The organism is Nocardioides sp. Root682 (assembly GCF_001427795.1).
Lineage (GTDB): Bacteria > Actinomycetota > Actinomycetes > Propionibacteriales > Nocardioidaceae > Nocardioides.
Window position 1 is genome coordinate 948064 of record NZ_LMHJ01000003.1, and the last position, 25103, is coordinate 973166.

Consider the following 25103-nt stretch of genomic DNA (forward strand, 5'->3'; position numbering starts at 1 on the left):
CGACAGGTGGTCAGCGTCAGCCACTAGGGTGACCAGCGATGGACGAGGGGACGGGGCAGGAGACGGCCGGCACGCCCGGAACGAGCATCTCGCTCGACTCCGTGGTGCGCTTCATCGACATCGCTGTGGACGCGCTTGCGCAGGCCCGCGAGGAGATCGACGCCCTCAACGTCTTCCCCGTCCCGGACGGGGACACCGGTACGAACATGTACCTCACCGTCGTTGCTGCCCGGGACGCGATCAAGGCCGCGATGGTCGACACGTCCGACGACGCCCCGCCGCCGCTGGTGGCGCTGGCCCGCGGTGCGTTGCTCGGTGCGCGCGGCAACTCAGGAGTGATCCTCAGCGAGATGCTGGGAGCGGTGGCACGCCGCATCGGTGCCGCTCGTCCCGGCGAATCGAGCGCCGCGGTGCTTGCTGACGCGCTCGACCAGGCCCGCACGGCCAGCTATGCCGCAGTGGGCGAGCCGGTCGAGGGCACCATGCTCACCGTCCTGCGGGCCGCCGCCGAGGCGGCCCTGCTGTGCGTGAAGGACCCGGCAGCGCGCAGTGGCGACGTACTCACTGCCGCGGCGACAGCGGCGCGTGAGGCCCTTGGCCACACGCCGGAGCAGCTCGAGGTGCTGGCCATGGCCGGTGTCGTCGATGCCGGCGGCCGTGGGCTCTCGGTCATGCTCGACGCGGCGGTGACCGTGCTGACGGGCCATCGCCCGATCCCCGTCACCGTGCCGCTCGGCAGCCACGTCATCCCGGTGCCGCACCGCCCCGCCACCGATCACGACCTCAGTGAGGACGGCCCGTCCTACGAGGTCATGTACCTCCTCGACGCGCCCGACCCGGAAGCCGGCAGCCTCAGGACTCGCCTCGGTGAGCTCGGCGACTCCGTGGTCGTCGTCGGCGGCGACGGACTCTGGAACGTGCACGTCCACACCGACGACGTCGGGGGCGCGATCGAGGCTGGCCTGGACGTCGGCCGTCCGTACCGGATCCGGGTGACCCACTTCGCCGAGCAGATCGCCGCCCTGGCAGCGCCCACGGGCGAGCCCAGTGTTCCCCTGACGGGCCGTTGTGTCGTGGCCGTCGCGGCTGGTCCGGGGCTGGGCGAGCTGTTCGCCGAAGCCGGCGCCGTGGTCGTGCTCGGCAGCCCGACCCGACGCCCGTCGACCGGGGAGCTGCTCGCCGCGATCACCGGCAGCGGGGCCCGGGAGGTCGTCGTGCTCCCGAACGACGAACCGACCGTCCGGGCGGCGCTGGCCGCGGCCAGCACCGCGGAGGCCGACCACGGCGGGCGCGGCCTGCGGGTCTCGGTCATCCCCACCCACACGCAGGTCCAGGGCCTCGCGGCCGTCGCTGTCCACGAACCCGGGCGGGCCTTCGACCAGGACGTCACCGAGATGACGGCCACCGCCCGCCACGTCCGGCACGGCGCGGTGACGGTGGCGGCGAAGCAGGCCATCACCACGGCCGGTCCGTGCGAGCCGGGCGATGCGCTGGGTGTCGTCGCGGGTGACTTCGCGGTGGTCGGCGAGGAGCTCGGCGCCGTGGCCATCCAGGTCCTCGAACGCCTCCTCGCCGCCGGCGGTGAGCTGGTGACGATCGTGAGCGGCGAGGACAGTGAGGGCCTGGCCGAGCGCACGGTCGCCTGGGTCGAGGAGGTCCACCCCGGTGTCGACGTCATGGTGTACGACGGTGGTCAGGAGCGATACCCGCTCCTGATGTCCGTCGAATGAGCTGAGGGCCAGGTGGCGATCACGTTCGAGTCGTCCTTGACGACCGTCCTGGGTGCGGCGACACCCGCGAAGCGCAAGAAGTTCAGCGACGGCCTCGGGCTGCACACCGTCGGTGACCTGATGAGGCACTTCCCGCGGCGCTACCTCGAGACCGGCTCGTTGACGAAGATCGACGACCTCCGGGTGGGCCAGATGCTGTGCGTGGTCGGCGAGATCACCGACTGCCGCACGCTGACCTACAACGATCGACGGACCGGCCGTCCGGCCGCACGGGTCGAGGCGCTGCTGCGCACCGGCGGACCGAGCCTGAAGATGACGTTCTTCGCCCGCAACGCCGGCACCGCCGCCTGGCACGCCAAGCGCGTGGCCGTCGGCAACCGCGGCGTCTTCCTCGGCAAGGCCGACCAGTTCCGCGACCAGTGGCAGCTGGTCAACCCGCAGCTGACGATCTTCGGGCTGGGGGACGGTGCTGAAGGGGAGGAGGGCGAGCTCACCGAGGACGTCCTCGACCTCGGCGCCTACTACCCGATCTACCCGCTCACCAAGGGCCTGGAGTCCTGGGACGTCGCCCGCGCCGTGAAGTTCGCCCGGTCGGTCGTCGACAGTCCGACCGAGGTCATCCCCGCGCCCGTGCGTGAGCGGTACGACGTCCTGGGCATCCAGCGCGCCTACGACTGGGTCCACCAGCCCGAGGACGAGGACCAGGTCGAGCAGGCCCATCACCGATTCCGCTTCGAGGAGGCCCTGGTCACGCAGCTGGTGCTCGGCCGGCGGCGCCGGGCCACCCGCGAGCTGGGGGCGACGGCGCGCACCGGTGGCGACGGCGCCCTGCTGACGGGCTTCGACGAACGACTCCCGTTCACGCTCACCGCGGGCCAGGTCGAGGTCGGCGCGCAGATCGAGCAGGACCTGGCCGCGCCCCACCCGATGAACCGTCTGCTCCAGGGCGAGGTGGGCTCCGGCAAGACGCTGGTCGCCCTGCGTGCGATGTTGCGGGTGGTCGACTCGGGCGGCCAGGCGGCTCTGCTCGCGCCGACCGAGGTGCTCGCCCAGCAGCACTACCGCTCGATCGTCACCATGCTCGGAGATCTCGCCATGGGCGCCACGATCTTCGGCTCCGGTGCCGGCACGCACGTCGAGCTGCTCACCGGCTCCATGAACAAGACCCAGCGCACGGCACCGCTCTCACGGATCGCCAGCGGCGAGGCCGGCATCGTGATCGGCACGCACGCCCTGCTCCAGGACAACGTCTTCTTCGCCGACCTCGGCCTCGTCGTGGTCGACGAGCAGCACCGCTTCGGGGTCGAGCAACGCGCCGCGCTCACCGACAAGGCGATCAACCCTCCCCACCTGCTCGTGATGACCGCGACCCCGATCCCGCGCACCGTCGCAATGACCGTGTTCGGCGACCTCGAGTCGTCCACGCTGACCGAGCTGCCCGCGGGGCGGGCGCCGATCCAGACGAACGTCGTGCCGCTGGCCCAGCAGCCGGCGTGGATCGACCGCGTCTGGGCGCGGGTGCGCGAGGAGGTCGAGAAGGGCCACCAGGTCTACGTCGTGTGCCCGCGGATCTCCGGCGACGAGGCGGAGGCCGGCCAGGTCGACGCGGCCAACGTCGTGATCGACGAGGACGGCGAGATCGTGGAGGTCGCCCCTCCGCCTGCGGCAGCCGCGGTCGAGGAGGTCATCGAGCAGCTGGCGCACGGCCCGCTGGCAGGTTTGCGCATCGGTCGCCTCCACGGTCGCCTGGCCAGTGACGAGAAGGACGCCACCATGCGTGCCTTCGCCGCCGGTGACCTCGACGTGCTGGTGTCGACGACCGTGATCGAGGTCGGTGTCGACGTCGCCAACGCGACCGCGATGGTGATCCTCGACGCCGACCGCTTCGGTGTCTCGCAGCTCCACCAGCTGCGCGGCCGGGTCGGTCGAGGCGGCTTCCCCGGGCTGTGCCTGCTGGTGAGCCACGCCGAGGTCGGCACCCCGGCCCGAGAGCGCCTGGACGTCGTCGGATCGACCACCGACGGCTTCCTGCTCAGCCGGTTCGACCTCGAGCAGCGACGCGAGGGAGACGTGCTCGGCGCCTCGCAGGCCGGCCGCCGCTCCAGCCTGGAGAACCTCCGGGTCCTCCGTGACGAGGACACCATCGTGGCCGCCCGCGAAGCCGCTGAGGGGCTGCTCGACGAGGACGTGGATCTCTCCCAGGCAGCCGACCTCGCGGCCGCCGTACTCGATCTGGAGCGGTCGCAGCAGGCCGGCTTCGTGGCCAAGTCCTGAGAGGCCACAGATGACCAGGATCATCGCCGGAGCGGCCGGCGGACGACGCCTGCAGACGCCGAAGGGCGACCAGACGCGGCCGACGAGCGACCGTGTCCGCGAGGCACTGTTCTCCAGCTTCGAGGCCTGGGCCGGCTCGCTGCAGGGCCTGCGCGTCCTGGACCTGTACGCCGGATCGGGAGCCATCGGGCTCGAGGCCTGGTCGCGTGGCGCTGCTGCGGTGACGCTCGTCGAGTCCGACCGGAGCACCGCCGACCTGATTCGTGGCAACGCGCGCAGCGTTGGCTGTGAGGTGGCCGAGGTGATCTCTCGGTCCGTCACGGCTGTCCTGACAGAGCCGGCCCCGGCGCCGTTCGACCTGGTCTTCTCCGACCCGCCGTACCCGCTCGACGACGACACGGTGGCCGACGACCTGGCTCTGCTCGCCGCACAGGGCTGGCTGGCCGACGATGCGCTCGTCGTGGTGGAGCGTTCGCGGCGCAGCCCGCAACCCACGTGGCCCTCTGGCGTCGTACCCCTTTCGGGCAAACGAGGGCAGAAGCGGTACGGCGAAACGACCGTCTGGTTCGCCGAGCACCCGGCACCCACTAGCCTCGCCCCATGACCCGCGCGGTGTGTCCCGGCTCCTTCGACCCCGTCACCAACGGGCACGTCGACATCTTCCGACGGGCGGCTGCGCTGTTCGACGAGCTGATCGTCGCCACCGGGACCAACATCTCGAAGTCGCGGCTCTTCGACTCCGACGAACGGCTCGAGATGTTGCGCGAGGCGTGCGCCGACCTCCCCAACGTCACCGTGATGGGCTTCACCGGCCTGATCGTGGACTTCTGCCGCGAGATGGACGCCCAGGCGATCGTCAAGGGGCTGCGCGGCGGCAACGACTACGAGTACGAACTGCCGATGGCACAGATGAACGCTCACCAGACCGGCGTCGAGACGGTGTTCATCCCGACGACCGCGTCGCTGGGCTATGTCTCCTCCAGCCTCGTCAAGGAGGTCGCCGCCCTGGGCGGAAACGTCTCCGAACTGGTGCCGCCGGCCGTCCACGAGCGCCTCGTCGCGCGCCTCGCTGAGCAGGCGGGCCGGCAGTGAGCATCGACCGCGTTTTGCCCGGCCGGAGCGCTGACCCTAGGATTGATCCGATCTGTTGTGCCCGGACCTGGAAGTGATTCACCTGAACGACCTGGACCCGAGAGCGCCGCTCGTGCTCGATACCCGCGAGCTCGGCCGCCGTCCGGGGTCCCAGCGTGAGGCGTCGCTGACAGTGCCGGCCCCGGCAGATCTGGGCATCGAAGTCCTTGCCGTACCCGAAGGCGCGCCGGTCGAGCTTGACCTGCGCATGGAAGCGGTCATGGAAGGTGTGCTCATCACCGGTACGGCGCAAGCCGGGCTGGAGGGTGAGTGTGCGCGGTGCCTGGAACCGATCCGCGAGGACCTCGTGGTGAATTTCCAGGAACTGTTCGTCTACGACGACATCCGGGATTCCGCAGACGCGGAAGAGGACGACGAGGTCAGCATGCTGCGGGACGACCTGGTCGACCTGGAGCCGCTGCTGCGGGACGCGGTGGTGCTTGCACTGCCGTTCCAGCCACTGTGTGAGGACGACTGTCCGGGGTTGTGCGTCGAATGTGGCGCACGGCTGGCGGACGACCCGGACCACACGCACGAGGCTGCGATCGACCCGCGTTGGACGGCGCTGACAGCGCTGACCGAAGAAGCCCACGAAGACCACAAGGACTAGCGCTCACCCGAGCGTCGACGTTCCCCGATCTCAAGGAGAAGACATGGCTGTTCCGAAGCGGAAGATGTCGCGCAGCAACACGCGGCACCGTCGTTCTGCGTGGAAGGCCGTCGCCCCGGTGCTGGTCACCTGCGCCAACCCGGCGTGCGGTGCCAAGCACCTCCCGCACCGTGCGTGCGGCACCTGCGGCCAGTACGGCGCGCGCGCCGACCGTCGCCAGGTCCTCTGAGGCCTGCAGCATCACCGACTACGTCGAGCTGCGTCGAGCGCTCGGGGACCCCACGCTGGACCCCGAGCTGCTCGACCGCGCCCTGACGCACCGCTCCTACGCCTACGAGAACGGTGGTCTTCCGACCAACGAACGGCTGGAGTTCCTCGGTGACTCGGTGCTCGGCGTCGTCGTCACCGAAACGCTCTACCTGATCCACCCGGACCTGTCCGAGGGGCGACTCGCCAAGCTCCGTGCCGCGGTCGTCAACGCGCGTGCGCTCGCCGGTGTCGCCCGCGACATGGGCCTGGGTCAGCACATCAAGCTGGGACGCGGCGAGGAAGCCACCGGCGGTCGCGACAAGGCCTCGATCCTGTCCGACACCGTCGAGGCCGTGATCGGCGCGATCCACCTCAGTGGAGGCGGCATCACCACCTCCTCGGAGGTCGTCCACCGGCTCTTCGACCCGCTCATCGAGGCCGCTTCGGCACTCGGCGCGGGCCTGGACTGGAAGACCTCGCTCCAGGAGCTCGCCGCCGAGCAGTCCCTGGGCGTGCCCGAGTACGTCATCGAGGACGACGGCCCGGACCACCTGAAGACCTTCACGGCACAGGTCCGCGTCGGGGACCGGTTGTACGGCAACGGCACCGGCCGCTCGAAGAAGGAAGCCGAGCAGGGCGCCGCCGAGACTGCGTACGGCGAGATCGCCGCCGCCCTGGGCCTCGACGCCAACGGCCGTCCAGTCGTCGCCGGCAGCTGACCTGCTCCGCTGAGCCGTGCCTGAGCTGCCCGAGGTCGAGGTCGTCCGCGCCGGACTCGAACGACACGTCGTCGGCGCCACCATCACCGCGATCGACGTCCTGCACGACCGTCCCGTACGACGCCACCCGTCCGGCGCAGCGGGTTTCACTGCCGCGCTGACCGGCCGCCGGATCGAGGGCGCCCGCCGCCGCGGGAAGTACCTCTGGCTTCCGCTGGACGACGGCAACGCGATCCTCGGCCACCTCGGGATGAGCGGCCAGATGCTGGTGCAGCCCGTCGACGCACCGGCCGAACGGCACCTGCGGGTCCGGTTCCTGCTCAGCGCGCCGCAGGTCGAGGAGGTTGCTCAGCAACCGTCTCGAGACCAGGAGCTCCGGTTCGTCGACCAGCGGATGTTCGGCGGCCTCTCGGTCTCCGTGGGTGGCGCCGAGCTGCCCTCCGAGATCGCCCACATCGCCCGTGACCCGATGGACCCGGAGTTCGACGACGAGCAGTTCATCGCGCGCCTCCGCAAGCGCACTTCCGGCGTGAAGCGGCTGCTTCTCGACCAGGGCCTGATCTCCGGGGTCGGCAACATCTACGCCGACGAGGCGCTGTGGCGGGCCGGCCTGCACGGCGAGCGCCCCGGCAACCGGCTCACCCGCAAACAGGCCGTCGAGGTGCTCCGCCACGCGCGTGAGGTGATGGGCGCAGCGCTCGCCCAGGGCGGGACGTCCTTCGACGCGCTGTACGTCAACGTCAACGGCGAATCGGGCTACTTCGACCGCTCGCTGCACGCCTACGGGCGCGAGGACGAGCCGTGCGACCGGTGTGGCACGGCGATCCGCCGGGTCGCCTTCATGAACCGGTCGTCGTACTTCTGCCCGCGATGCCAACCCGCCCCGCGTCGAGCGTCCTGAGATTGACCCGCGCACGCTGAAGTGGGACTCTTGGAGACGGCCCCTCTTCGCGGGCCGACCCCCGAACCGGAAGGCTCAACTTCATGGCCAAGGCGCTGATCGGACACCTGAACAGCGACCTCCGCGACCCCCGTCTCGCACTCGAGAATTCTCGCCTGCGCACCCGGGTCGCCGAGCTGGAGTCCCTCGTCCTCCGTCTGTCCGAGGAGAACGACAAGTTGGTGTCGGCGCGTGCTGCCGAGATCCTGACCGGCGACATGCAGCCGGCCTGACTGACTTGTAGCTGACTCCTGACGGCAGGGTTCCTGCCACTTCAGGTGCACCACCCCGAACCACCCTCGCAACGCGGCGGTGGTTCGTGTCTTCTCTGCTGCGAATTCGACTGGCGCGCCGACCATCGGCCGCATAGCGTCCTGACCTTGTGAGCCGGGTTCTGGAGATCGTCGCTCCGGCCCGACTCGGGCCGGGCTTCCGGCGACTCATGGCGTCGACCTGGGTGAGCAACCTCGGGGACGGCATCGCGATGGCTGCCGGGCCGTTGCTGGTGGCCTCGCAGACCCGGTCGCCGGTCCTCGTCTCCATGGCGATGCTGCTGCAGAGCCTGCCGTGGTTGCTGTTCGGACTGTTCGCGGGCGCCGTGGCCGACCGGGTGGACCGCAAACAGATCGTCATCGTGGCGAACCTGCTGCGCGCCGCGGTGCTGGCCGTGCTCTGCGCATCGATCGTGACCGGTGTCGTCAGCATCGCGGTGGTCCTCACGGCCATGTTCGTGCTCGGCACCGCCGAGGTCTTCGCGGACACGGCGTACCGCACCTTCTTGCCGATGATGGTGGGCAAGACGGACCTGGGGATCGCGAATGCCCGCCTCCAGGCCGGCTACATCACCCTCAACCAGTTCGTGGGCGCACCCATCGGCGCGGCCCTGTTCGCGGTCGGCATGGTGGTGCCGTTCGGTGTCCAGATGGTGCTGGGGTTGCTGGCCGTCGTACTCGTCACGCGCATCGCGCTGCCGCCCGGACCGGTGCGCAGCGAGGTGGACACGCACGTCGTACGCGACATCGCGGACGGACTCCGGTGGCTGATGGGGCATCCGCCCGTCCGCACCCTGGCGTTGGTGATAGTCACGTTCAACATCACCTGGGCGGCGTCGTGGTCGATGCTCGTCCTCTACTCGCTCGACGTGCTGGACATGGGACCGGTCGGGTACGGCGTGCTCACCACCGCGGCCGCGGCGGGGGGACTCGTCGGCACGTTCCTCTACGGCTGGCTCGAACGGCACGTCCCCCTCGCCACGCTGATGCGTACGTGCCTCGCGGCGGAGGTCGCCCTGCACCTCGCCTTCGCCGTCACCACCGTGGCGTGGGTGGCCCTGGTGATCATGTTCGGGTTCGGCGTGTACGCGTTCGTGTGGGGCACGATGTCGCAGGCCATCCGCCAACGCGCGGTGCCGACGCAGTTCCAGGGACGGGTCGGTTCGGTCTACAGTGTCGCGATCTTCGGGGGCGTCGTCATCGGTAGCGGACTGGGCGGTGTGATCGGGGAGCACGGTGGCGTCACGGCGCCGTTCTGGTTCGCCTTCGTCGGCTCGGGCGTCACCCTCGCCCTGGTGTGGCGGCAGCTCGCCCACATCGCGCATGCCGATCGTGACACCGGGGACACCGGAGGCCCCCGGATGCACGAGACCGAGGGTCTCGCGGGGTAGCCTGAGTCCGCCGAGCTTCCCCCGCGACGGTCCGAACCTGTGCGACCTGACAGGATCGACCGCCCGTGTCCGGCACACCGACACGTGTGCACAGGAACAAGCTAGGGAGATTGCGTGTATCTGAAGAGCCTGACCCTCAAGGGGTTCAAGTCCTTCGCGTCCGCGACGACCCTGCAGCTGGAGCCGGGCATCACGTGCATCGTGGGCCCCAACGGCTCCGGCAAGTCGAACGTCGTGGACGCCCTCGCCTGGGTGATGGGCGAGGCCAGCGCCAAGAGCCTGCGCGGCGGCAAGATGGACGACGTCATCTTCGCCGGTACGACGGGCCGCCCGCCCCTCGGTCGCGCCGAGGTGATGCTGACCATCGACAACTCCGACGGCGCCCTCCCGATCGACTACTCCGAAGTCACCATCAGCCGCACGATGTTCCGCACTGGTGGCTCGGAGTACGCCATCAACGGCACGTCGTGCCGGCTGCTCGACGTGCAGGAGCTGCTCAGCGACTCCGGCATCGGCCGCGAGATGCACGTGATCGTCGGCCAGGGCCAGCTCGACCAGATCCTGCACGCGACGCCGGAGGACCGGCGCGGGTTCATCGAGGAAGCAGCGGGCGTCCTCAAGCACCGCAAGCGCAAGGAGAAGGCGCTTCGCAAGCTCGACTCCACCGAGGGCAACCTGACCCGCCTCAACGACCTGCTCAGCGAGATCCGCCGCCAGCTCAAGCCGCTGGGCCGCCAGGCCGAGGTCGCCCGCCGTGCAGCCACCGTCCAGGCGGACGTCCGCGACGCCAAGGCCCGCTTGTTGGCCGACGACCTGGTCACCGCGCGCACCGCGCTCGAGCAGGAGCTCGCCGACGAGAGCGTCCTGATCACCCGTCGCGCCGAGGTGGAGGCCGCGGTCGCCACGGCGCGCGAGCAGGAGGCCGTTCTCGAGGCAGCCCTGCGTGAGGACCTCCCGGCCCTCTCGGCTGCGCAGGAGACCCTCTCGTCGCTGAACGCCCTGCGAGAGCGGTTCCGCGGCACCCAGAGCCTCGCGAACGAGCGCGTGCGCAACGCGTCGGGAGCGGCTGCCGACGCCACCCCGGACGGTCGCGACCCCGACGAGCTCGAGGCCGAGGCCGCTCGCCTCGCCGAGCAGGAGGCCGGGATCGTCGCCCAGGTCGCCGAACAACAGACCGCGCTCGAGGCAGCGGTCCAGCATCGTCGTACCGCCGAGGAAGCGGCTGCCGCCGAGGAGCGCCGGGTCGCCGGACTGCTCCGCGCCGCCGCCGACCGTCGCGAGGGCCTCGCCCGGCTCCACGGTCAGGTCAACACGCTCCGCTCGCGCGCCAGCGCCGCGGAAGAGGAGATCGGTCGCCTGTCGACCGCTCGCGCCGACGCGACCACGCGTGCCGACAAGGCCCAGCGCGACTTCACCGCGCTCGAGACCCGTGTCGCCGGCCTCGACGCCGGCGAGGAGGGCCTCGACTCCGAGCACGAGGCCGCGGTGGCCGAGCTCGACGACCTGGCCGAACGACTGGGCAAGCTGCGCGAGGAGGCCCAGCAGGCCGACCGCGACAAGGCCGGACTGACCGCACGCAAGGAAGCCCTCGAGATCGGCCTCGCGCGCAAGGACGGCGCCGGCGCCCTCCTCGCAGCAAGCGACACCGTCTCCGGACTGCTCGGCTCCGTCGCTGCCCTGATCAATGTCCGCTCCGGGTACGAAGGCGCGGTCGCGACCGCGCTGGGCGCCGCCGCGGACGCCGTCGCCGTCACCGACGCCGACTCGGCCCTTGCTGCGATCGACCACCTGAAGGCCGATGACCTCGGCCGCGCCGGGCTGTTGCTCGGTGGGGGAGAGGCCGAGGACACCGCACAGTGGCCCGGGCTGCCCGCCGGGGCGTCGTACGCCGCCTCTGTCGTCGACTGTCCCGCCCAGGTCCGGCCCGCCCTCAACCGGCTGCTGCGCAAGATCGCCGTCGTCGACGACCTCGCCGCCGCGCGCTCGCTCGTCGCCGACCTCCCTGACGTCGTCGCCGTCACCCGTGACGGCGACCTGCTCGGGGCACACTTCGCCTCCGGTGGCTCCAACGCCAGCCAGAGCCTGATCGAGATCCAGGCCGCGGTCGACGAGGCCACCACCTCGTTGGCCGATGCGATCGCCGCGTCCGAGCGGCTGTCCTTCGACCTCGCCCGCATCGAGAACGAGAAGGCCGCTGCTCAGCAGCGGGTCGACGTCGCCCTCGCCAAGCTCCACGAGTCCGACGCCACTCTCGCGGCCGTTGCCGAGGAGCTCGGCCAGCACGGGTCGCTGGCCCGGGCCGCTCGTGCCGAGGCCGAGCGGATGGCCGAGGCGATCACGCAGGCCGAGACGTCCCGCGAGCAGGCCCTCGTCGGCCTCGCCGAGCTCGAGCAGCGCCTCGCCAGCGCTGAGGAGGACGGTGAGGAGGAGCCCGACACCACCGAGCAGGAACGGCTCGTCGAGGCCACTCGCAACGCCCGCCAGTCCGAGATGGAGGCACGGCTGGCGCTCCGCACCTCCGAGGAACGCGGCCGCGCCCTGCACGGCCGCGTCGACCAGATGCGCAAGGCCGCCCAAGCGGAGCGGCAGCAGCGTGCGCGCGCTGCAGAGCGCCGCGCGAGGCTGATCGCCGAAGGGCGTGCCGGCCAGGCCGTCGCCACCGCCGTGACGTTCGTGCTGGCCCGGCTCGAGGGCTCGGTCGAGCAGGCAGCGCAGCGACGCCAGTCCGTCGAGGACTCCCGTCGGGGCCGCGAGCAGGAGCTGATGACCGTCCGCCAGGCGCTGCGCGACCTCGGTCGTGAGCACGAGGAGCTCGTCAGCTCCGTGCACCGCGACGAGATGGCCCGCACCCAGCAGCGGATGCGGATCGAGCAGATCGAGGTCAAGGCGCTCGAGGAGCTCGGCCTGGAGGCCGACGGGCTGGTGGCTGAGTACGGCCCCGACCTGCCCGTGCCGGTGCTCTACGTGGCGGACGACGAGGCTGCGGCTGCGTCGGCGACCGCTCCCGATCCCGATTCCGACGAGGACGCGGACGCGGACCCGCCGACGGTTCCCTACGTGCGCGAGGAGCAGGTCAAGCGACTGCGTTCGGCCGAGCGCGCGCTGAACATGCTCGGCCGGGTGAACCCGCTCGCGCTGGAGGAGTTCACCGCGATGGAGGAGCGCCACCAGTTCCTCTCCGAGCAGCTGGAGGACCTGCGCGCCACGCGCAAGGACCTCCTCGACATCGTCAAGGACGTCGACGTGCGCGTGGAGCAGGTCTTCACCGAGGCCTTCGCCGACGTCACCAAGGCCTTCGACCAGACCTTCGCCCGCCTGTTCCCGGGCGGCGAGGGCAAGCTGGTCCTGACCGATCCGTCCAACATGCTCACCACTGGCATCGAGGTGGAGGCCCGCCCGCCGGGCAAGAAGGTCAAGCGGCTCTCGCTGCTCTCCGGTGGCGAGCGTTCCCTCGTCGCGGTCGCGTTCCTGGTCGCCCTGTTCAAGGCCCGTCCCTCGCCCTTCTACATCCTCGACGAGGTCGAGGCCGCGCTCGACGACACCAACCTCGGTCGCCTGCTGGAGATCTACGAAGAGCTGCGTGAGAACTCCCAGCTCCTCGTGATCACCCACCAGAAGCGGACCATGGAGGTCGGCGATGCGCTCTACGGCGTCACGATGCGGGGCGACGGCGTCTCGGCCGTGATCAGCCAGCGCCTGCGCGAGGCCGAGAGCGCGTGACCCTGCCACTCCGGATCCGGTTCTCCCTGGGGCTCGCGATCGGCTTCCTGGCGCTCGGCCTGCTGCTCCTCGTCTGGGGCCTGCTCAACGACCGGATCCCCAACGCGGTCCTGGGCGCGATGTTCCTGGTGCTCGGCGGCCTGCAGTACACAGGAGTGGCGATCATCGTCGGCGTCAACGAGGTCCAGGTGAAGAGCGCCCTGCGGACCACCGCCCGGCGCGTGCCGATCGAGGGGCTCGCGGACCTGAAGATCGACGGGCTCGCGTTGCTCCGAGCCAGCGACGATCTCCGGATCACCAGCCTCAGCGGGGTTGCCGCGCGCACAAGTGACGTCGAGACGCTGCGCGAGGCCATCGCCGCAGCAGGAGGAACAGCATGAGCGAGCCCGACCGCAGCCGGCCCGACCGGGCGTCGTACAAGGCCTGGCGGACGGCGACCACGCGCTGGTCCGACGACGACGTCTACGGGCACCTCAACAACGCCCGGTACTTCGACCTGATCGACACCGCGGTCAACGCGCACCTCGCGGACGCCACGGGCATCGACATCCGTGACCTGCCGGCGATCGGCGTGGTGGCCGAGGTGTCGTGCCGCTACTTCGCCGAGATGGGCTATCCGCGGCCGATCGAGATGGGTCTCGCCGTGGAGCGGCTCGGATCCTCGTCGGTGATCTACCGCGTGGGCCTGTTCCAGGGCGATCCGGACGGCGAGGGCGCACTGGCCTGCGCCGAGGGCCGTTTCGTCCACGTGTACGTCGACAACACCGATCCCGCACGTCCCGTGACGCCGATCCCGGACATCGTCCGCGAGGCCGTTGCGCCCTTGCTGGTCTGACGGGCGGTGTGACGATCGCCTCCCGGGCCGAAAACAGGCGTTGCCGATGCCGGATTCCTTGATCGCTGCGTGCACGATGGGGGTGGAAGCGATCCCTACTCGGAGGAGTCGAAAGTGCTGTTCGTCGTGCTGGCAATCCTGCTCAGTCTGGCCATCTCGGGCGTCGTGGTCCTCTACGTGGCGTATCCGCACCGTGGCGAGCCGGTTCCCTATGCCCCGTGGCTCGGTGACGCCCTGGGCAAGGCCGTCGACGCCGCACCCGTGATCGCGGACGACGAGCGTGACCTGCTGCGCATGCAGTAGCTGACCGCGGCTGGCCGCCTGATTGGATGGGCCCATGCCCGAGCTGCTCTACCTCATCATCGGCATCGCCGTCATCGGCGTGCTGGCCGTCGTCGGCTTCGTCGGCACCCGTGTCCGTGGTACCGGGAAGCTGCCCGACAAGGCGCCGACGGACGTCCTCGCGCCGCCACGGGACGTACCGACCGTCGACGTCGACACCCCTCCGGTGGTCGAGAGTGTCGAGGCCCCCACCCTCGAACGCCCCGAGAAGCCCTCCTCGCGCCTGGTGCGCCTGCGCCAGCGGCTCGCCGGGTCCAACGCACTGGGGCGCGGCCTGCTCGGGCTGCTGAGCCGCGGGAAGCTCGACGAGGACACCTGGGAGGCCATCGAGGACCTCCTGATCGGCGCCGACATCGGTGTCGCGCCCACCCAGGAGCTGGTGGAGAAGCTGCGCACTCGCCTGCGCGTCGAGGGCGGCCAGGTGCCTGACGCCCGCGCCGTGCTGCGTGAGGAGCTGATCAACCTGGTCGACCCGACGATGGAGCGCGCCCTGCAGGTCACCGGCGCGGACGGCGCCCCCGGCGTCGTGCTCGTCGTGGGCGTGAACGGCACCGGCAAGACCACCACCGTCGGCAAGATCGCCCGGATCCTGGTCGCTGACGACCGCACCGCGCTCCTCGCGGCCGCCGACACCTTCCGCGCCGCCGCCACCGAGCAGCTGGCCACCTGGGGCGACCGGGTGGGCGTCGAGGTCGTGCGCGGTCCTGAGGGCGGCGACCCGGCCAGCGTCGCGTTCGACGCGGTCAAGCAGGGCATGGACCGTGGCGTCGACACCGTGGTCGTCGACACCGCCGGCCGCCTGCAGAACAAGCAGGGCTTGATGGACGAGCTCGGCAAGGTCAAGCGCGTCATCGAGAAGCAGGCGCCCGTCACCGAGGTGCTCCTCGTGCTCGACGCGACGACCGGCCAGAACGGCCTGATCCAGGCCAAGGTGTTCTCCGAGGTCGTCGACGTCACCGGCATCGTGCTCACCAAGCTCGACGGCTCCGCCAAGGGCGGCATCGTGATCGCCGTCCAGCGCCAGCTGGGGGTCCCGGTCAAGCTGGTCGGTCTGGGCGAGGGCCCCGATGACCTGGCCCCGTTCGACGCCGCTGCGTTCGTCGACGCGTTGCTGAGCTAGGAACCGCGGGTGACCGCGCGGCTGGTCATGAGCCGCGCGGCCACCACTGAGTCACGCGGGTGTCAGCTGAGCCCCACGTCGTCGACGTAGAAGCTCGTGACCAACGACGAGTCGCTGCTGAACTCGAAGCTGATCACGACCTGCTGGCCCGCGTAGGCCGCCAGGTTGATGGAGTCCGAGACCCATGCGTTCCGGCTGGCCGTGTTCGAACGGGTCCGCACCGTCGCCAGCAGGGTGCCGGCAGTGTTGCGGACGCGGACGTACATGTAGTCGAACGCGGTGGTCGTGCCCTCGCTCGAGTTCATCCACCACCAGTACGTCAGCGTGCCGGTGCCGCTGACCACGACCGGCTGCGAGATCCGCTCGGTGCCACTGTTGTAGCCGAGCGCCCAGACGGAATAGCTGCCCGTGTGCGGCTTCGAGGTGCCGATGAGGGGGTACCCGGCGGCGGAGTACTGGGTCCAGCCGGTGGTGCCGGACTCGAAGCCGCCGTTGACCAGACCGCTGGGCGGGGGCGGCGGAGGCGGCGGAGGGGGCGGGGGCGGCGGCGTCCCGCCGCCGGTGATGAACGCGGTGTAGAGCAACCGGTTCGGTGAACCCGTGCCGGCAGCCGTCACCTTGCCCTGCGTGCTCTGGTTGACGAGTGCGTCCCGGACCGCAGCGGGTGTCGCGGTGGGGTAGGCCTTGAGATAGAGCGCCACCGCGCCGGCGACGTGGGGTGAGGCCATCGACGTACCGCTGATGGTGTTGGTGGCCGTGTCTCCCGTGGACCAGGCACCGAGGATGTTCTGACCGGGGGCGAAGATGTCCAGGCAGGTGCCGTAGTTGGAGAACGAGGCGCGTGCGTCAGTGTTGGTGGTCGCCCCGACCGTGATCGCTGCGGGCGTCCGTGCGGGCGAGACGTTGCAAGCGCTCTGGTTCTCGTTGCCACCCGCGACGACGAAGCTGATGCCGCTGTTGATCGCGTTGGTGACGGCCGTGTCGAGCGACGAGCTCACCCCGCCGCCGAGGCTCATGTTCGCCACGGCGGGCTTGACCGCGTTCGCTCGCACCCAGTCGATGCCGGCGATGACGCCGGCGTTGCTGCCGCTGCCGTTGCAGTCCAGGACCCGCACCGGGTGGACGATCGCCTTGTCGGCGACGCCGTACGTCGCTCCGGCGACGGTGCTGGCGACGTGGGTGCCGTGACCGTTGCAGTCATTGGCCGTCCCGCCCGACGTGACGGCGTCGAACCCGTTGCCCACGCGACCGGCGAACTCGGTGTGAGTCCGGCGGATGCCCGTGTCGACGATGTACGCGTGGACGCCGGCGCCCTCGTTGATGTCGTTGTAGGAGTTGTTCAGCGGGAGGTCGCGCTGGTCGATGCGGTCCAGGCCCCAGGTGGGCGCTGGCGTGACGATGTCCTGCGGACCGACGTAGTAGTCCTGTTCGACGTATGCGACGTTCGGATGGTTGCGGACGTTGTCGATGCGGTCCGGCGGGATGACCGCGGCGAAGCCCTCCAACGCGTGGCCGTAGCTGAACTTCATGGTGGCGTTGTTCTTCGCCACCATCTCCTTCTCGGTGTCCTTCGCGGAGGCGAGCCCCGGCTTGAACACGACGATGTACTGGTTCGGCACGGGTTGGCCGGCGTTCGGGTTGCTGATGCGCGCGGACTCGGTGTCGTAGTCGGGCAGGTCGCCGGGGTGATCGGCACCCGGGACGCGCTTGCCACGCGGACCGTCGGCCGGACCCGGGCGCGTGGGGTCGTCGGGCTTCGGAGCCGCCGAAGCGGGGTCCGCGCCGAAGGCGGCGATGACGACGGCGAAGAACAGCAGCGCGACCGCGGAGGCCCGGGTGCGCGACGGTGGAGGTGCGGCCGCGCGTTGCGCAGCCCGAACTGAGACGTGCATGGACAAACCGCCTGTCATGGGGGGTGAGGTTCCCTCCCTGCTCCCTCCCTTTCGCGACGGTAGGACTGGGGCCCGGCACGGTGCAATGGCACGTCTTCACTACGTGCCAGCACGGGTACGCCATCGCTCGTCTCCGCTCGTCACCGCTCCGGAGAACTCGTTACACGGCCGTAACGTGACCCCACCCGTCCGGAAACCCAAGGCCGCCAGTGTTCGGGGCATGGAAAACGGCTACTACACCTGGATGCTGGTGTCGGCCTCGCTCGTCCTCTTGATGACCGCGCCCGGGCTCGCGCTCTTCTACGGCGGCATGAGCCGGACCAAGTCGGTCCTCAACATGATGATGATGTCGTTCAGCGCCCTCGGCGTCGTCGGCATCGTCTACGCGTTGTGGGGCTGGTCGATGTCGTACAGCACGACGTACCTCACCGCCGACGGCGAGGCGGGCAAGGAGATCGGCAAGCTCTTCTCGAACCCGTTCAAGCAGTTCGGCCTCGAGACGACCGACCCGTCCAACTACGTCTTCGTCGCGTTCCAGCTGACCTTTGCGGTGATCACCGCCGCCCTGATCAGTGGTGCGATCGCCGACCGGATGAAGTTCTCCGCCTGGCTGGTCTTCCTGCCGATCTGGGTCACCCTGTCGTACTTCCCGCTCGCCCACATGGTGTGGGGCGGCGGCTTCCTCAGCGGCGTGGAGGGCGGCCTGGCCGACTGGATCTTCTCCGGCAACGGTGCCGCCGAGGTGGCGCCGATCGACTACGCCGGCGGCACGGTCGTGCACATCAACGCCGGTGTCGCGGGCCTGGTCCTGGCGCTGCTCATCGGCAAGCGCATCGGCTTCGGCAAGGAGCCGATGAAGCCGCACAACCTGACCCTCACGATGATCGGCGCCGGCCTGCTGTGGTTCGGCTGGTTCGGCTTCAACGTCGGCTCCATCGTCAACCTCGACGCCTACACGACCGAGACGGCGCTGGTCTGGCTCAACACGACCCTCGCCACCTGTGCCGCGATGATGGGCTGGCTGCTGATCGAGAAGATTCGCGACGGCAAGTCCACCTCGCTCGGTGCCGCGTCGGGTGTGGTCGCAGGTCTGGTCGCGATCACGCCGGCCTGCGGCAACCTCGTGCCGTGGAGCGCGATGGTGCTCGGCCTGTTCGCCGGTGGCCTCTGCGCCCTCGCGGTCGGCCTCAAGTACAAGCTCGGGTACGACGACTCGCTCGATGTCGTGGGCGTCCACCTCGTCGGCGGCCTCGTCGGCACGATCGGCGTCGGGTTCCTCGCCTCCAACAGCGGCGGGCTCCTCACCGGTGGTGGCGCCAAGCAGCTCGTCGTCCAGGTCGCCGTCGCGCTCTTCGCGATCGTCTGGTCGGCGCTCGCCACGCTCGTCGTCGGGCTCGCCATCAAGTACACCCTGGGCCTGCGACTCGTGGACGAGGACGAGGTCGAGGGAATCGACTTCGTCGAGCACGGCGAGTCTGCCTACGATCTCGGTACTGGCGGCGGCGCCCGTCGTACCTCGGTCCTCACGTCGTCCACCGCATCGGAGGGAACCGCATGAAGCTGGTCACCGCAGTCATCAAGCCGCACAAGTGGGAGGACGTCCGCGAGGCACTCGAGGCCTTCGGCGTCACGGGAATGACGGTGAGCGAGGTCAGCGGCTATGGCCGCCAGAAGGGCCACACCGAGGTCTACCGCGGCGCGGAGTACGACATCGCCCTGGTCCCGAAGATCCGGATCGAGATCGTCGTCGACGACCCCGACACCGAGGACGTGGTCGGCATCATCACGAAGACCGCCCACACCGGCCGGATCGGTGACGGCAAGGTCTGGGTCAGCCCGGTCGAGACCGTCGTACGGGTTCGGACGGGGGACAAGGACTCCGAGGCGCTCTGAGGTCCCGACGAGCTCGACCGACGGTCGCTGGCGCGATCCAGGGGGCATTCACCTTCGCGTAACACGTGGAGGGGGTCCTGTTACGCCCGCGAAACATTTCGACCTCAGAGTTGGCGGATGCCTGATCTGCTCCTGGTGGCCCTCTCCACTGCCACCGCACCCGAGACCGTCTCCACAGCGGACGGCGACACGGCCTGGCTGCTCGCCGCGGCCGCGCTTGTCCTGCTGATGGCCCCCGGCCTGGCGTTCTTCTACGGCGGCATGGTCCGCTCCAAGAGCGTCCTGAACATGATGATGATGGTCTTCGGTGCGCTCGCCGTCGTCATGGTCGTGTGGGTCCTGATCGGCTACTCGATCGCCTTCGGTGACGACATCGGCGGCGGCCTGCTCGGCGACCCGTTCCAGTACGCCGGCTTCAAGGACATGCTCGAGGAGGTCCCCGGGGCGCCGTACCCGATCACCCTGTTCGCGGCCTTCCAGGGCCTGTTCGCAGTGATCACGGTCGGCCTGATCGCCGGTGCGATCGCCGACCGCACCCGGTTCGGCACCTGGCTTGTCTTCGCCGGACTCTGGACCGTGCTCGTCTACGCGCCCGTCGCGCACTGGATCTTCGACTTCAGCGCCGGTGACCACGTGGGCGGCTGGATGGCCAACGAGCTGGGCGCCCTCGACTTCGCCGGTGGTACGGCGGTCGAGATCAACTCCGGTGCGGCCGGCCTGGCCGCCGCGCTGGTGCTCGGTCGCCGGGTCGGCTTCGGCCGTGACCCGATGAAGCCGCACAACCTGACGCTCGTCATGGTCGGTTGCGGGCTGCTCTGGTTCGGCTGGTTCGGCTTCAACGCCGGCTCCGCGCTCGGCGCCAACAACACCGCCGCCATCGTCTTCGTGAACACCCTGCTCGCCGGCTGCACCGGCCTGCTGGCCTGGCTCACCGTCGAGCGGTTCCGCGACGACCACGCCACGTCGTTCGGCGCTGCCTCGGGTGTCGTGGCCGGCCTGGTCGCGATCACCCCGTCCTGCGGGTCGGTCACCCCGATCGGCGCCATGCTCGTCGGCCTTGCCGCCGGTGCCATCTGCGCGCTGGCGGTCGGGCTCAAGTTCACCTTCAAGTACGACGACTCGCTCGATGTCGTGGGTGTCCACCTCGTGGGTGGCCTGGTCGGCACGATCCTGATCGGCTTCCTCGCCTCGTCGTCGGTCACCAGCGTCGACGGCCTGTTCTACGGCGGCGGTGCGGACCAGCTCGGCAAGCAGCTGGTCGCGGCCGGTGCGACCCTCGCGTTCTCGTTCACGATGACCGCGATCCTGGTGTACGTGCTCGACAAGACGATCGGTTTCCGGATCGATCCCGAACACGAAATGGCGGGCGTCGACCTGATCATCCACGGTGAAACGGCGTACGACCTGAACATCACCGGCGGTGCTCGCCCCCACTTCGGTCACGGGACTGGCACCCTGCAGTCATGAAGCTCATCAGCGCGGTCGTCAAGCCGCACAAGTGGGAAGACGTCCGACAGGCGCTCGAGGCCGTCGGCGTGAACGGGATGACCGTCAGTGAGGTCAGCGGCTACGGCCGCCAGAAGGGCCACACGGAGGTCTATCGCGGTGCGGAGTACGACATCGCGATGGTGCCGAAGGTCCGGATCGAGATCGTCGCCGATGACGCCGACGTGGAGCAGATCGTCGAGACGATCACCAAGGCTGCCCAGACCGGCAAGGTCGGCGACGGCAAGATCTGGGTGACGCCCGTCGAGTCCGTGGTGCGCGTGCGCACCGGGGACACCGGATCTGCCGCGGTCTGAGCGGAGCTGAACCAGCCGGATGACCGCAGCCGACCGCGTCGTACGCACCGAGGCCGCCGATGCCCTGTGCGGCAAGGCGTACGACGACGCGGGCGGCCCGGACAGCGGCGTCGCCCTGGTCGCGGTCGGTGGGTTCGGGCGTGGCGACATGGCGCCCCACTCCGACCTGGACGTGGTGCTCGTCGCCGAGGACGACGTCAACCAGGACTGGTTCGGGGAGTTCGCCGCGCAGGTCTGGTACCCGCTGTGGGACTCCGGCAACAAGCTCGACCACTCGGTCCGCACGTTGTCGGAGACGATCACCGCGGCGCAGAACGACATCCGGGTCGCCTCGGGCCTGCTCGACATCCGGCACATCGCGGGTGACTACAGCCTCACGCTGCGGCTGCGCACCACGGTCCTCGCCCAGTGGCGGCGACAGGCACGCCAGCGGCTGCCCGAGCTGCACGAGATGGTGCGCAACCGGCACCGCCTGATCGGCGAGCTCGCCCACCTGTCGATGCCGGACCTCAAGGAGGCCGAAGGCGGACTCCGCGACGCGACGGTGCTCAAGAGCCTGACCGCAACGTGGTTGGTCGACGTCCCCGCAGCCGACCTCGAACGCTGCCGCGGCCAGCTCCTGGACGTCCGCGACGTGCTGCACACCTCCGCCGGTCGCGGCACTGACCGGATCGCGCCCGAGCACTGGGGTCCGCTGGCCGAAGGGCTGGACCTGGCCGACGAGCGCGCCGCACAACGGCACGTTCGCGAGCTCGGCCGGCGGGTGACCCACCTGTCGCGGCTCGCCTGGCGCCGCACGGACGATGCCCTTCGTCGTACTCCTGCGGCGAAGCCGCGGCGCCCCGAGCTCACCCGGCTCGCGTCGGGAGTGGCGCTGTCGCAGGGCGAGGTGGTCCTCGACAAGGGCGCACGACCCGCGAACGACCCCGTGCTGCTGCTGCGGGCCGCGGCCGAGGCTGCCGTCCGTGACGTGGTGCTGGCGCCCCCGACGGCCGCTCGTCTCGTCCGGGAGTGCCCGCCGATGCCGGTGCCGTGGCCCGACGAGGCCCGCCAGCAGATGGTGCGCCTGCTCGCTGCCGGGCCCGGCCTGCTCCCGGTGTGGGAGACCCTCGACGAGACCGGCGCGCTCGAGCGGATCCTTCCCGAGTGGGAGCGGATCCGGTTGCTCCCGCACGCCTCGGTGATCCACCGCTTCACCGTCGACCGCCACGTCGTCGAGACCTGCATCGAGGCGGCCTCCCTGATCCGCGGCGTCTCGCGCCCCGACGTGCTCGTCGTCGCAGCCCTGCTGCACGACATAGGGAAGGGCGACCTGACCGAGCACAGCGTCGCCGGCGCTCCGATCGCCCGGGAGATCGCGGCCCGGATGGGCTTCGACGACGACGAGGTGGACCTGATCAGCCAGCTGGTGCGCTGGCACCTGCTGCTCGCCGACATCGCGACCACTCGCGACCCCGACGACCCGGCCACCCTGGACGCACTCACCGAGCACATCCGGACCCCCGAGGCGCTCGCCCTGCTCACCGCGCTGACCGAGGCCGACGCGAAGGCTGCGTCGACGAAGGCATGGTCGTCGTGGCGGGCCGGTCTGGTCCTGGACCTGTCCCGTCGCGCCCGGGCGTCGCTGGAGCGGGGGAGCGTGCCGCCTGCCTTCCGGGTCGAGGAGATCGAGATCCCGGCCGGCGCCACGCGAGGAGAGCTCGCGATCACCATCGAACCCGTGGCCGACGGCTCCCGGGTCACCACTGTCGGTCCCGACCGGGTCGGACTGCTGGCCAGCGTCGCCGCGACCTTCGCCCTGCGCCGGGTCCCGATCCGGGCCGCGCGCATCTGGTCCCAGGGGGAGTACGGGGTGTCCGTGTGGGACGTCGCCGACGAGTACCTCAACCCCGGCGCCCTGCGCGACCAGTACGACGCGATCTCCGAGGGCCGCGTCGACGTGGCCTCGCGACTGGCCCCGCGACTCCCTGCCCCGGGCGAGCTCGCGCCCACGGTCGTCGTACGACCTGAGGCGAGTGACCACGCGACGGTGATCGAGGTGCGCGCAGCCGACCGGCTCGGCGTGGTGTTCCAGGTCAGCTCGGCCCTCGCCGCCATGGACATGACCGTGCGCTCGGCGCACGTCTCGACGCTGGGGCCGCAGGCCGTCGACGTGTTCTACGTGCAGGAGGCGTCGGCCGGGGCACTGTCGGAGACGCGGTCCGCCGAGGCGGCCCACGCGGTGCGAGCCGCGATCACCGGCGTCTGATCCGCGCCGTTCCCTTCACGAGGTCGACCTCGATCGGACGGTCGTCGTCATCCGGGTTGGGAATGACGGCGCCCTGGTTGTTGTGTGACTTCAGGTCGCGGTCGGCGCGGGCCCGGGCGGGGTCGAACACGTCGATGAAGCTGCCCAGACCGTCCGCGACCCCACCACCCACACCGTTGTCCGATCGCAGGATCCGGTGGCCCGCCGCGATCACCAGCACCAGGACCAGGAGCCCGGCGAACGTGAAGACGGCGATGGTCATGCAATCGAGTCTAGATGCCTGAACTAGAGTGGAGCACGGCCTGCAACGGCCGCTCCAGCACTTTGATCCGGCTCGTTTCCCGTCTCCGCGAGGACTGCTCTTGTTCGCCACACTGTCCGACCGCCTCACCGCGACCTTCAAGAACCTCCGCGGCAAGGGCCGGCTCTCCGAGGCCGACATCGATGCGACTGCCCGGGAGATCCGGATTGCGCTGCTCGAGGCCGACGTCGCTCTGCCCGTGGTCAAGGACTTCGTGGCGGCGATCAAGGAGCGCGCCCGCGGTGAAGAGGTCAGCGGTGCGCTGAACCCCGCGCAGCAGGTCGTCAAGATCGTCAACGAGGAACTGGTGCAGATCCTCGGCGGCGAGACCCGCCGCCTGCGCTACGCCAAGACCGGCCCGACGGTGATCATGCTCGCCGGCCTCCAGGGCGCCGGCAAGACCACGCTGGCCGCGAAGCTCGCGCTCTGGCTCAAGGAGCAGGGCAAGACGCCGCTGCTCGTGGCCTGCGACCTGCAGCGCCCGAACGCCGTCCAGCAGCTCCAGGTGAACGGCGAGAAGGTCGGCGTCCCCGTCTTCGCTCCCGAGGCGGGGAACGGCGTCGGTGACCCCGTGTCCGTCGCCCGCGCCTCCATCGAGGAGGCCAAGCGCAAGCTGCACGACGTGGTCATCGTCGACACTGCCGGTCGTCTCGGCGTCGACGCCGAGATGATGGCCCAGGCCATCGGCATCCGCGACGCGGTCCAGCCCGACGAGACCCTGTTCGTCGTCGACGCGATGATCGGTCAGGACGCCCTGACCACCGCGCAGGCGTTCCTCGACGGTGTCGGGTACGACGGCGTCGTACTCACCAAGCTCGACGGTGACGCCCGCGGTGGTGCGGCGCTCTCCATCCGCCACGTGACCGGTCGTCCGGTCATGTTCGCCTCCACGGGCGAGAAGCTCACCGACTTCGACGTCTTCCACCCCGACCGGATGGCCTCGCGCATCCTCGACATGGGTGACGTGCTCACCCTGATCGAGCAGGCGGAGAAGGCCTTCGACCAGGAGGAGGCGCTCAAGGCTGCACAGAAGCTCAGCGACGGCGACTTCACCCTCGACGACTTCCTGTCGCAGATGCAGCAGCTCAAGAAGCTCGGCTCGATGACCAGCATCTTGAAGATGCTCCCGGGCATGGGACAGATTCGCGAGCAGCTCGACAACTTCGACGAGCGTGAGATCGACCGCGTCGAGGCGATCATCCGCTCGATGACGCCGGCCGAGCGCGCCAACCCCAAGCTCATCGACGGTTCGCGTCGAGCCCGGATCGCCAAGGGGTCGGGGCGCACGGTCACCGACGTCAACGGTCTCGTCGACCGCTTCTTCGAAGCGCGCAAGATGATGATGCAGATGGCTCGCGGCGGCGGGATGCCCGGAATGCCGGGCATGCCCGGCATGGGTGGTGGCCCCAAGCGGGTCACCCAGAAGCAGAAGCAGAAGGCCAAGGCGAAGGGCGGGCAGCGCAAGTCCGGCAACCCGGCCAAGGCCGCGCAGGAAGCCGCTGCGGCGAAGGCGAAGGCCGCTGAGGCCAAGCCGAACCCGTTCGGCATCGGCGAGGACATCGACTACGAAGCCGCGGCTGCCCAGCTCGAGCTGCCGAAGGACTTCTCGAAGTTCCTGAAGTAGCCGGCACCAC

Annotated in this window: 23 protein-coding genes; 21 read left to right on the forward strand and 2 right to left on the reverse strand. The window is 70.0% G+C overall.

The window, feature by feature from the left end; all coding sequences use genetic code 11:
• Window positions 1–38 precede the first annotated feature (38 nt).
• The 15 genes from ASD84_RS19845 to ftsY all read left to right on the forward strand — a co-directional run bounded on the left by ASD84_RS19845 (window position 39) and on the right by ftsY (window position 15333).
• Window positions 39–1730 (forward strand): DAK2 domain-containing protein, encoded by a 1692-nt coding sequence (locus ASD84_RS19845; protein ID WP_056714199.1) that lies wholly within the window; start codon window positions 39–41, stop codon window positions 1728–1730.
• A gap of 12 nt (window positions 1731–1742) precedes the next feature.
• Entirely contained in the window at window positions 1743–4004 is a 2262-nt protein-coding gene (locus ASD84_RS19850) for an ATP-dependent DNA helicase RecG (protein WP_056714203.1), read from the forward strand.
• Between the two features lie 10 nt (window positions 4005–4014).
• The gene (gene rsmD / locus ASD84_RS19855; protein ID WP_056714206.1) at window positions 4015–4608 is read left to right on the forward strand and encodes a 16S rRNA (guanine(966)-N(2))-methyltransferase RsmD; all 594 of its coding nucleotides are present in this window, start codon (window positions 4015–4017) and stop codon (window positions 4606–4608) included.
• Entirely contained in the window at window positions 4605–5096 is a 492-nt protein-coding gene (gene coaD / locus ASD84_RS19860; RefSeq protein WP_056714210.1) for a pantetheine-phosphate adenylyltransferase, read from the forward strand. Before rsmD ends, coaD begins: the two co-directional genes overlap by 4 nt.
• 82 nt (window positions 5097–5178) lie before the next feature.
• The gene (locus tag ASD84_RS19865) at window positions 5179–5745 is read left to right on the forward strand and encodes a YceD family protein (RefSeq protein ID WP_082574134.1); all 567 of its coding nucleotides are present in this window, start codon (window positions 5179–5181) and stop codon (window positions 5743–5745) included.
• Window positions 5746–5788: 43 nt separating this feature from the next.
• On the forward strand, window positions 5789–5974 hold the full coding sequence (gene rpmF, locus ASD84_RS19870; protein WP_056714219.1) for a 50S ribosomal protein L32: 186 nt from the start codon (window positions 5789–5791) through the stop codon (window positions 5972–5974).
• 10 nt (window positions 5975–5984) lie between these two features.
• Window positions 5985–6713, forward strand: a complete 729-nt coding sequence (gene rnc / locus ASD84_RS19875) for a ribonuclease III (RefSeq protein ID WP_056714991.1) — start codon at window positions 5985–5987, stop codon at window positions 6711–6713.
• A gap of 16 nt (window positions 6714–6729) precedes the next feature.
• Window positions 6730–7614 (forward strand): bifunctional DNA-formamidopyrimidine glycosylase/DNA-(apurinic or apyrimidinic site) lyase, encoded by an 885-nt coding sequence (mutM, locus tag ASD84_RS19880; protein WP_056714222.1) that lies wholly within the window; start codon window positions 6730–6732, stop codon window positions 7612–7614.
• Window positions 7615–7697: 83 nt separating this feature from the next.
• Window positions 7698–7886, forward strand: coding sequence for a hypothetical protein (locus ASD84_RS19885; protein WP_056714224.1), 189 nt, complete (start codon window positions 7698–7700; stop codon window positions 7884–7886).
• 149 nt (window positions 7887–8035) lie between these two features.
• Window positions 8036–9316, forward strand: a complete 1281-nt coding sequence (locus tag ASD84_RS19890; RefSeq protein ID WP_056714227.1) for an MFS transporter — start codon at window positions 8036–8038, stop codon at window positions 9314–9316.
• Between the two features lie 114 nt (window positions 9317–9430).
• Entirely contained in the window at window positions 9431–13036 is a 3606-nt protein-coding gene (gene smc / locus ASD84_RS19895; protein WP_056714231.1) for a chromosome segregation protein SMC, read from the forward strand.
• On the forward strand, window positions 13033–13416 hold the full coding sequence (locus ASD84_RS19900) for a hypothetical protein (RefSeq protein WP_056714235.1): 384 nt from the start codon (window positions 13033–13035) through the stop codon (window positions 13414–13416). Before smc ends, ASD84_RS19900 begins: the two co-directional genes overlap by 4 nt.
• Entirely contained in the window at window positions 13413–13871 is a 459-nt protein-coding gene (locus tag ASD84_RS19905; RefSeq protein ID WP_056714236.1) for an acyl-CoA thioesterase, read from the forward strand. Before ASD84_RS19900 ends, ASD84_RS19905 begins: the two co-directional genes overlap by 4 nt.
• Window positions 13872–13985: 114 nt before the next feature.
• On the forward strand, window positions 13986–14174 hold the full coding sequence (locus tag ASD84_RS19910; protein ID WP_056714239.1) for a hypothetical protein: 189 nt from the start codon (window positions 13986–13988) through the stop codon (window positions 14172–14174).
• 34 nt (window positions 14175–14208) lie between these two features.
• Complete coding sequence (gene ftsY / locus ASD84_RS19915) at window positions 14209–15333, forward strand: signal recognition particle-docking protein FtsY (protein WP_056714243.1); 1125 nt, start codon at window positions 14209–14211, stop codon at window positions 15331–15333.
• A gap of 62 nt (window positions 15334–15395) precedes the next feature.
• Here ftsY and ASD84_RS19920 read toward each other — a convergent pair whose 3' ends face one another.
• Complete coding sequence (locus tag ASD84_RS19920) at window positions 15396–17225, reverse strand: S8 family serine peptidase (RefSeq protein WP_056714246.1); 1830 nt, start codon at window positions 17223–17225, stop codon at window positions 15396–15398.
• 220 nt (window positions 17226–17445) lie between these two features.
• Between ASD84_RS19920 and ASD84_RS19925 the strand changes: the two genes are divergently transcribed.
• The 5 genes from ASD84_RS19925 (at window position 17446) to ASD84_RS19945 (ending at window position 23168) form a co-directional block, all read left to right on the forward strand.
• The gene (locus tag ASD84_RS19925; protein ID WP_056714248.1) at window positions 17446–18783 is read left to right on the forward strand and encodes an ammonium transporter; all 1338 of its coding nucleotides are present in this window, start codon (window positions 17446–17448) and stop codon (window positions 18781–18783) included.
• Window positions 18780–19118, forward strand: coding sequence for a P-II family nitrogen regulator (locus ASD84_RS19930; RefSeq protein WP_056714250.1), 339 nt, complete (start codon window positions 18780–18782; stop codon window positions 19116–19118). Before ASD84_RS19925 ends, ASD84_RS19930 begins: the two co-directional genes overlap by 4 nt.
• A 117-nt stretch (window positions 19119–19235) precedes the next feature.
• Window positions 19236–20585 (forward strand): ammonium transporter, encoded by a 1350-nt coding sequence (locus ASD84_RS19935; protein ID WP_082574083.1) that lies wholly within the window; start codon window positions 19236–19238, stop codon window positions 20583–20585.
• Complete coding sequence (locus ASD84_RS19940; RefSeq protein ID WP_056714252.1) at window positions 20582–20920, forward strand: P-II family nitrogen regulator; 339 nt, start codon at window positions 20582–20584, stop codon at window positions 20918–20920. Before ASD84_RS19935 ends, ASD84_RS19940 begins: the two co-directional genes overlap by 4 nt.
• A gap of 19 nt (window positions 20921–20939) precedes the next feature.
• Entirely contained in the window at window positions 20940–23168 is a 2229-nt protein-coding gene (locus ASD84_RS19945; RefSeq protein WP_056714254.1) for a [protein-PII] uridylyltransferase, read from the forward strand.
• Here the strand turns inward: ASD84_RS19945 and ASD84_RS19950 are convergent.
• The gene (locus ASD84_RS19950; RefSeq protein ID WP_056714256.1) at window positions 23155–23430 is read right to left on the reverse strand and encodes a hypothetical protein; all 276 of its coding nucleotides are present in this window, start codon (window positions 23428–23430) and stop codon (window positions 23155–23157) included. The genes ASD84_RS19945 and ASD84_RS19950 overlap by 14 nt on opposite strands.
• A 100-nt stretch (window positions 23431–23530) precedes the next feature.
• On the opposite strand from ASD84_RS19950, the gene ffh reads away from it, so the two are divergent.
• Entirely contained in the window at window positions 23531–25093 is a 1563-nt protein-coding gene (ffh, locus tag ASD84_RS19955) for a signal recognition particle protein (protein ID WP_056714260.1), read from the forward strand.
• The last annotated feature ends 10 nt before the right edge of the window (window positions 25094–25103 follow it).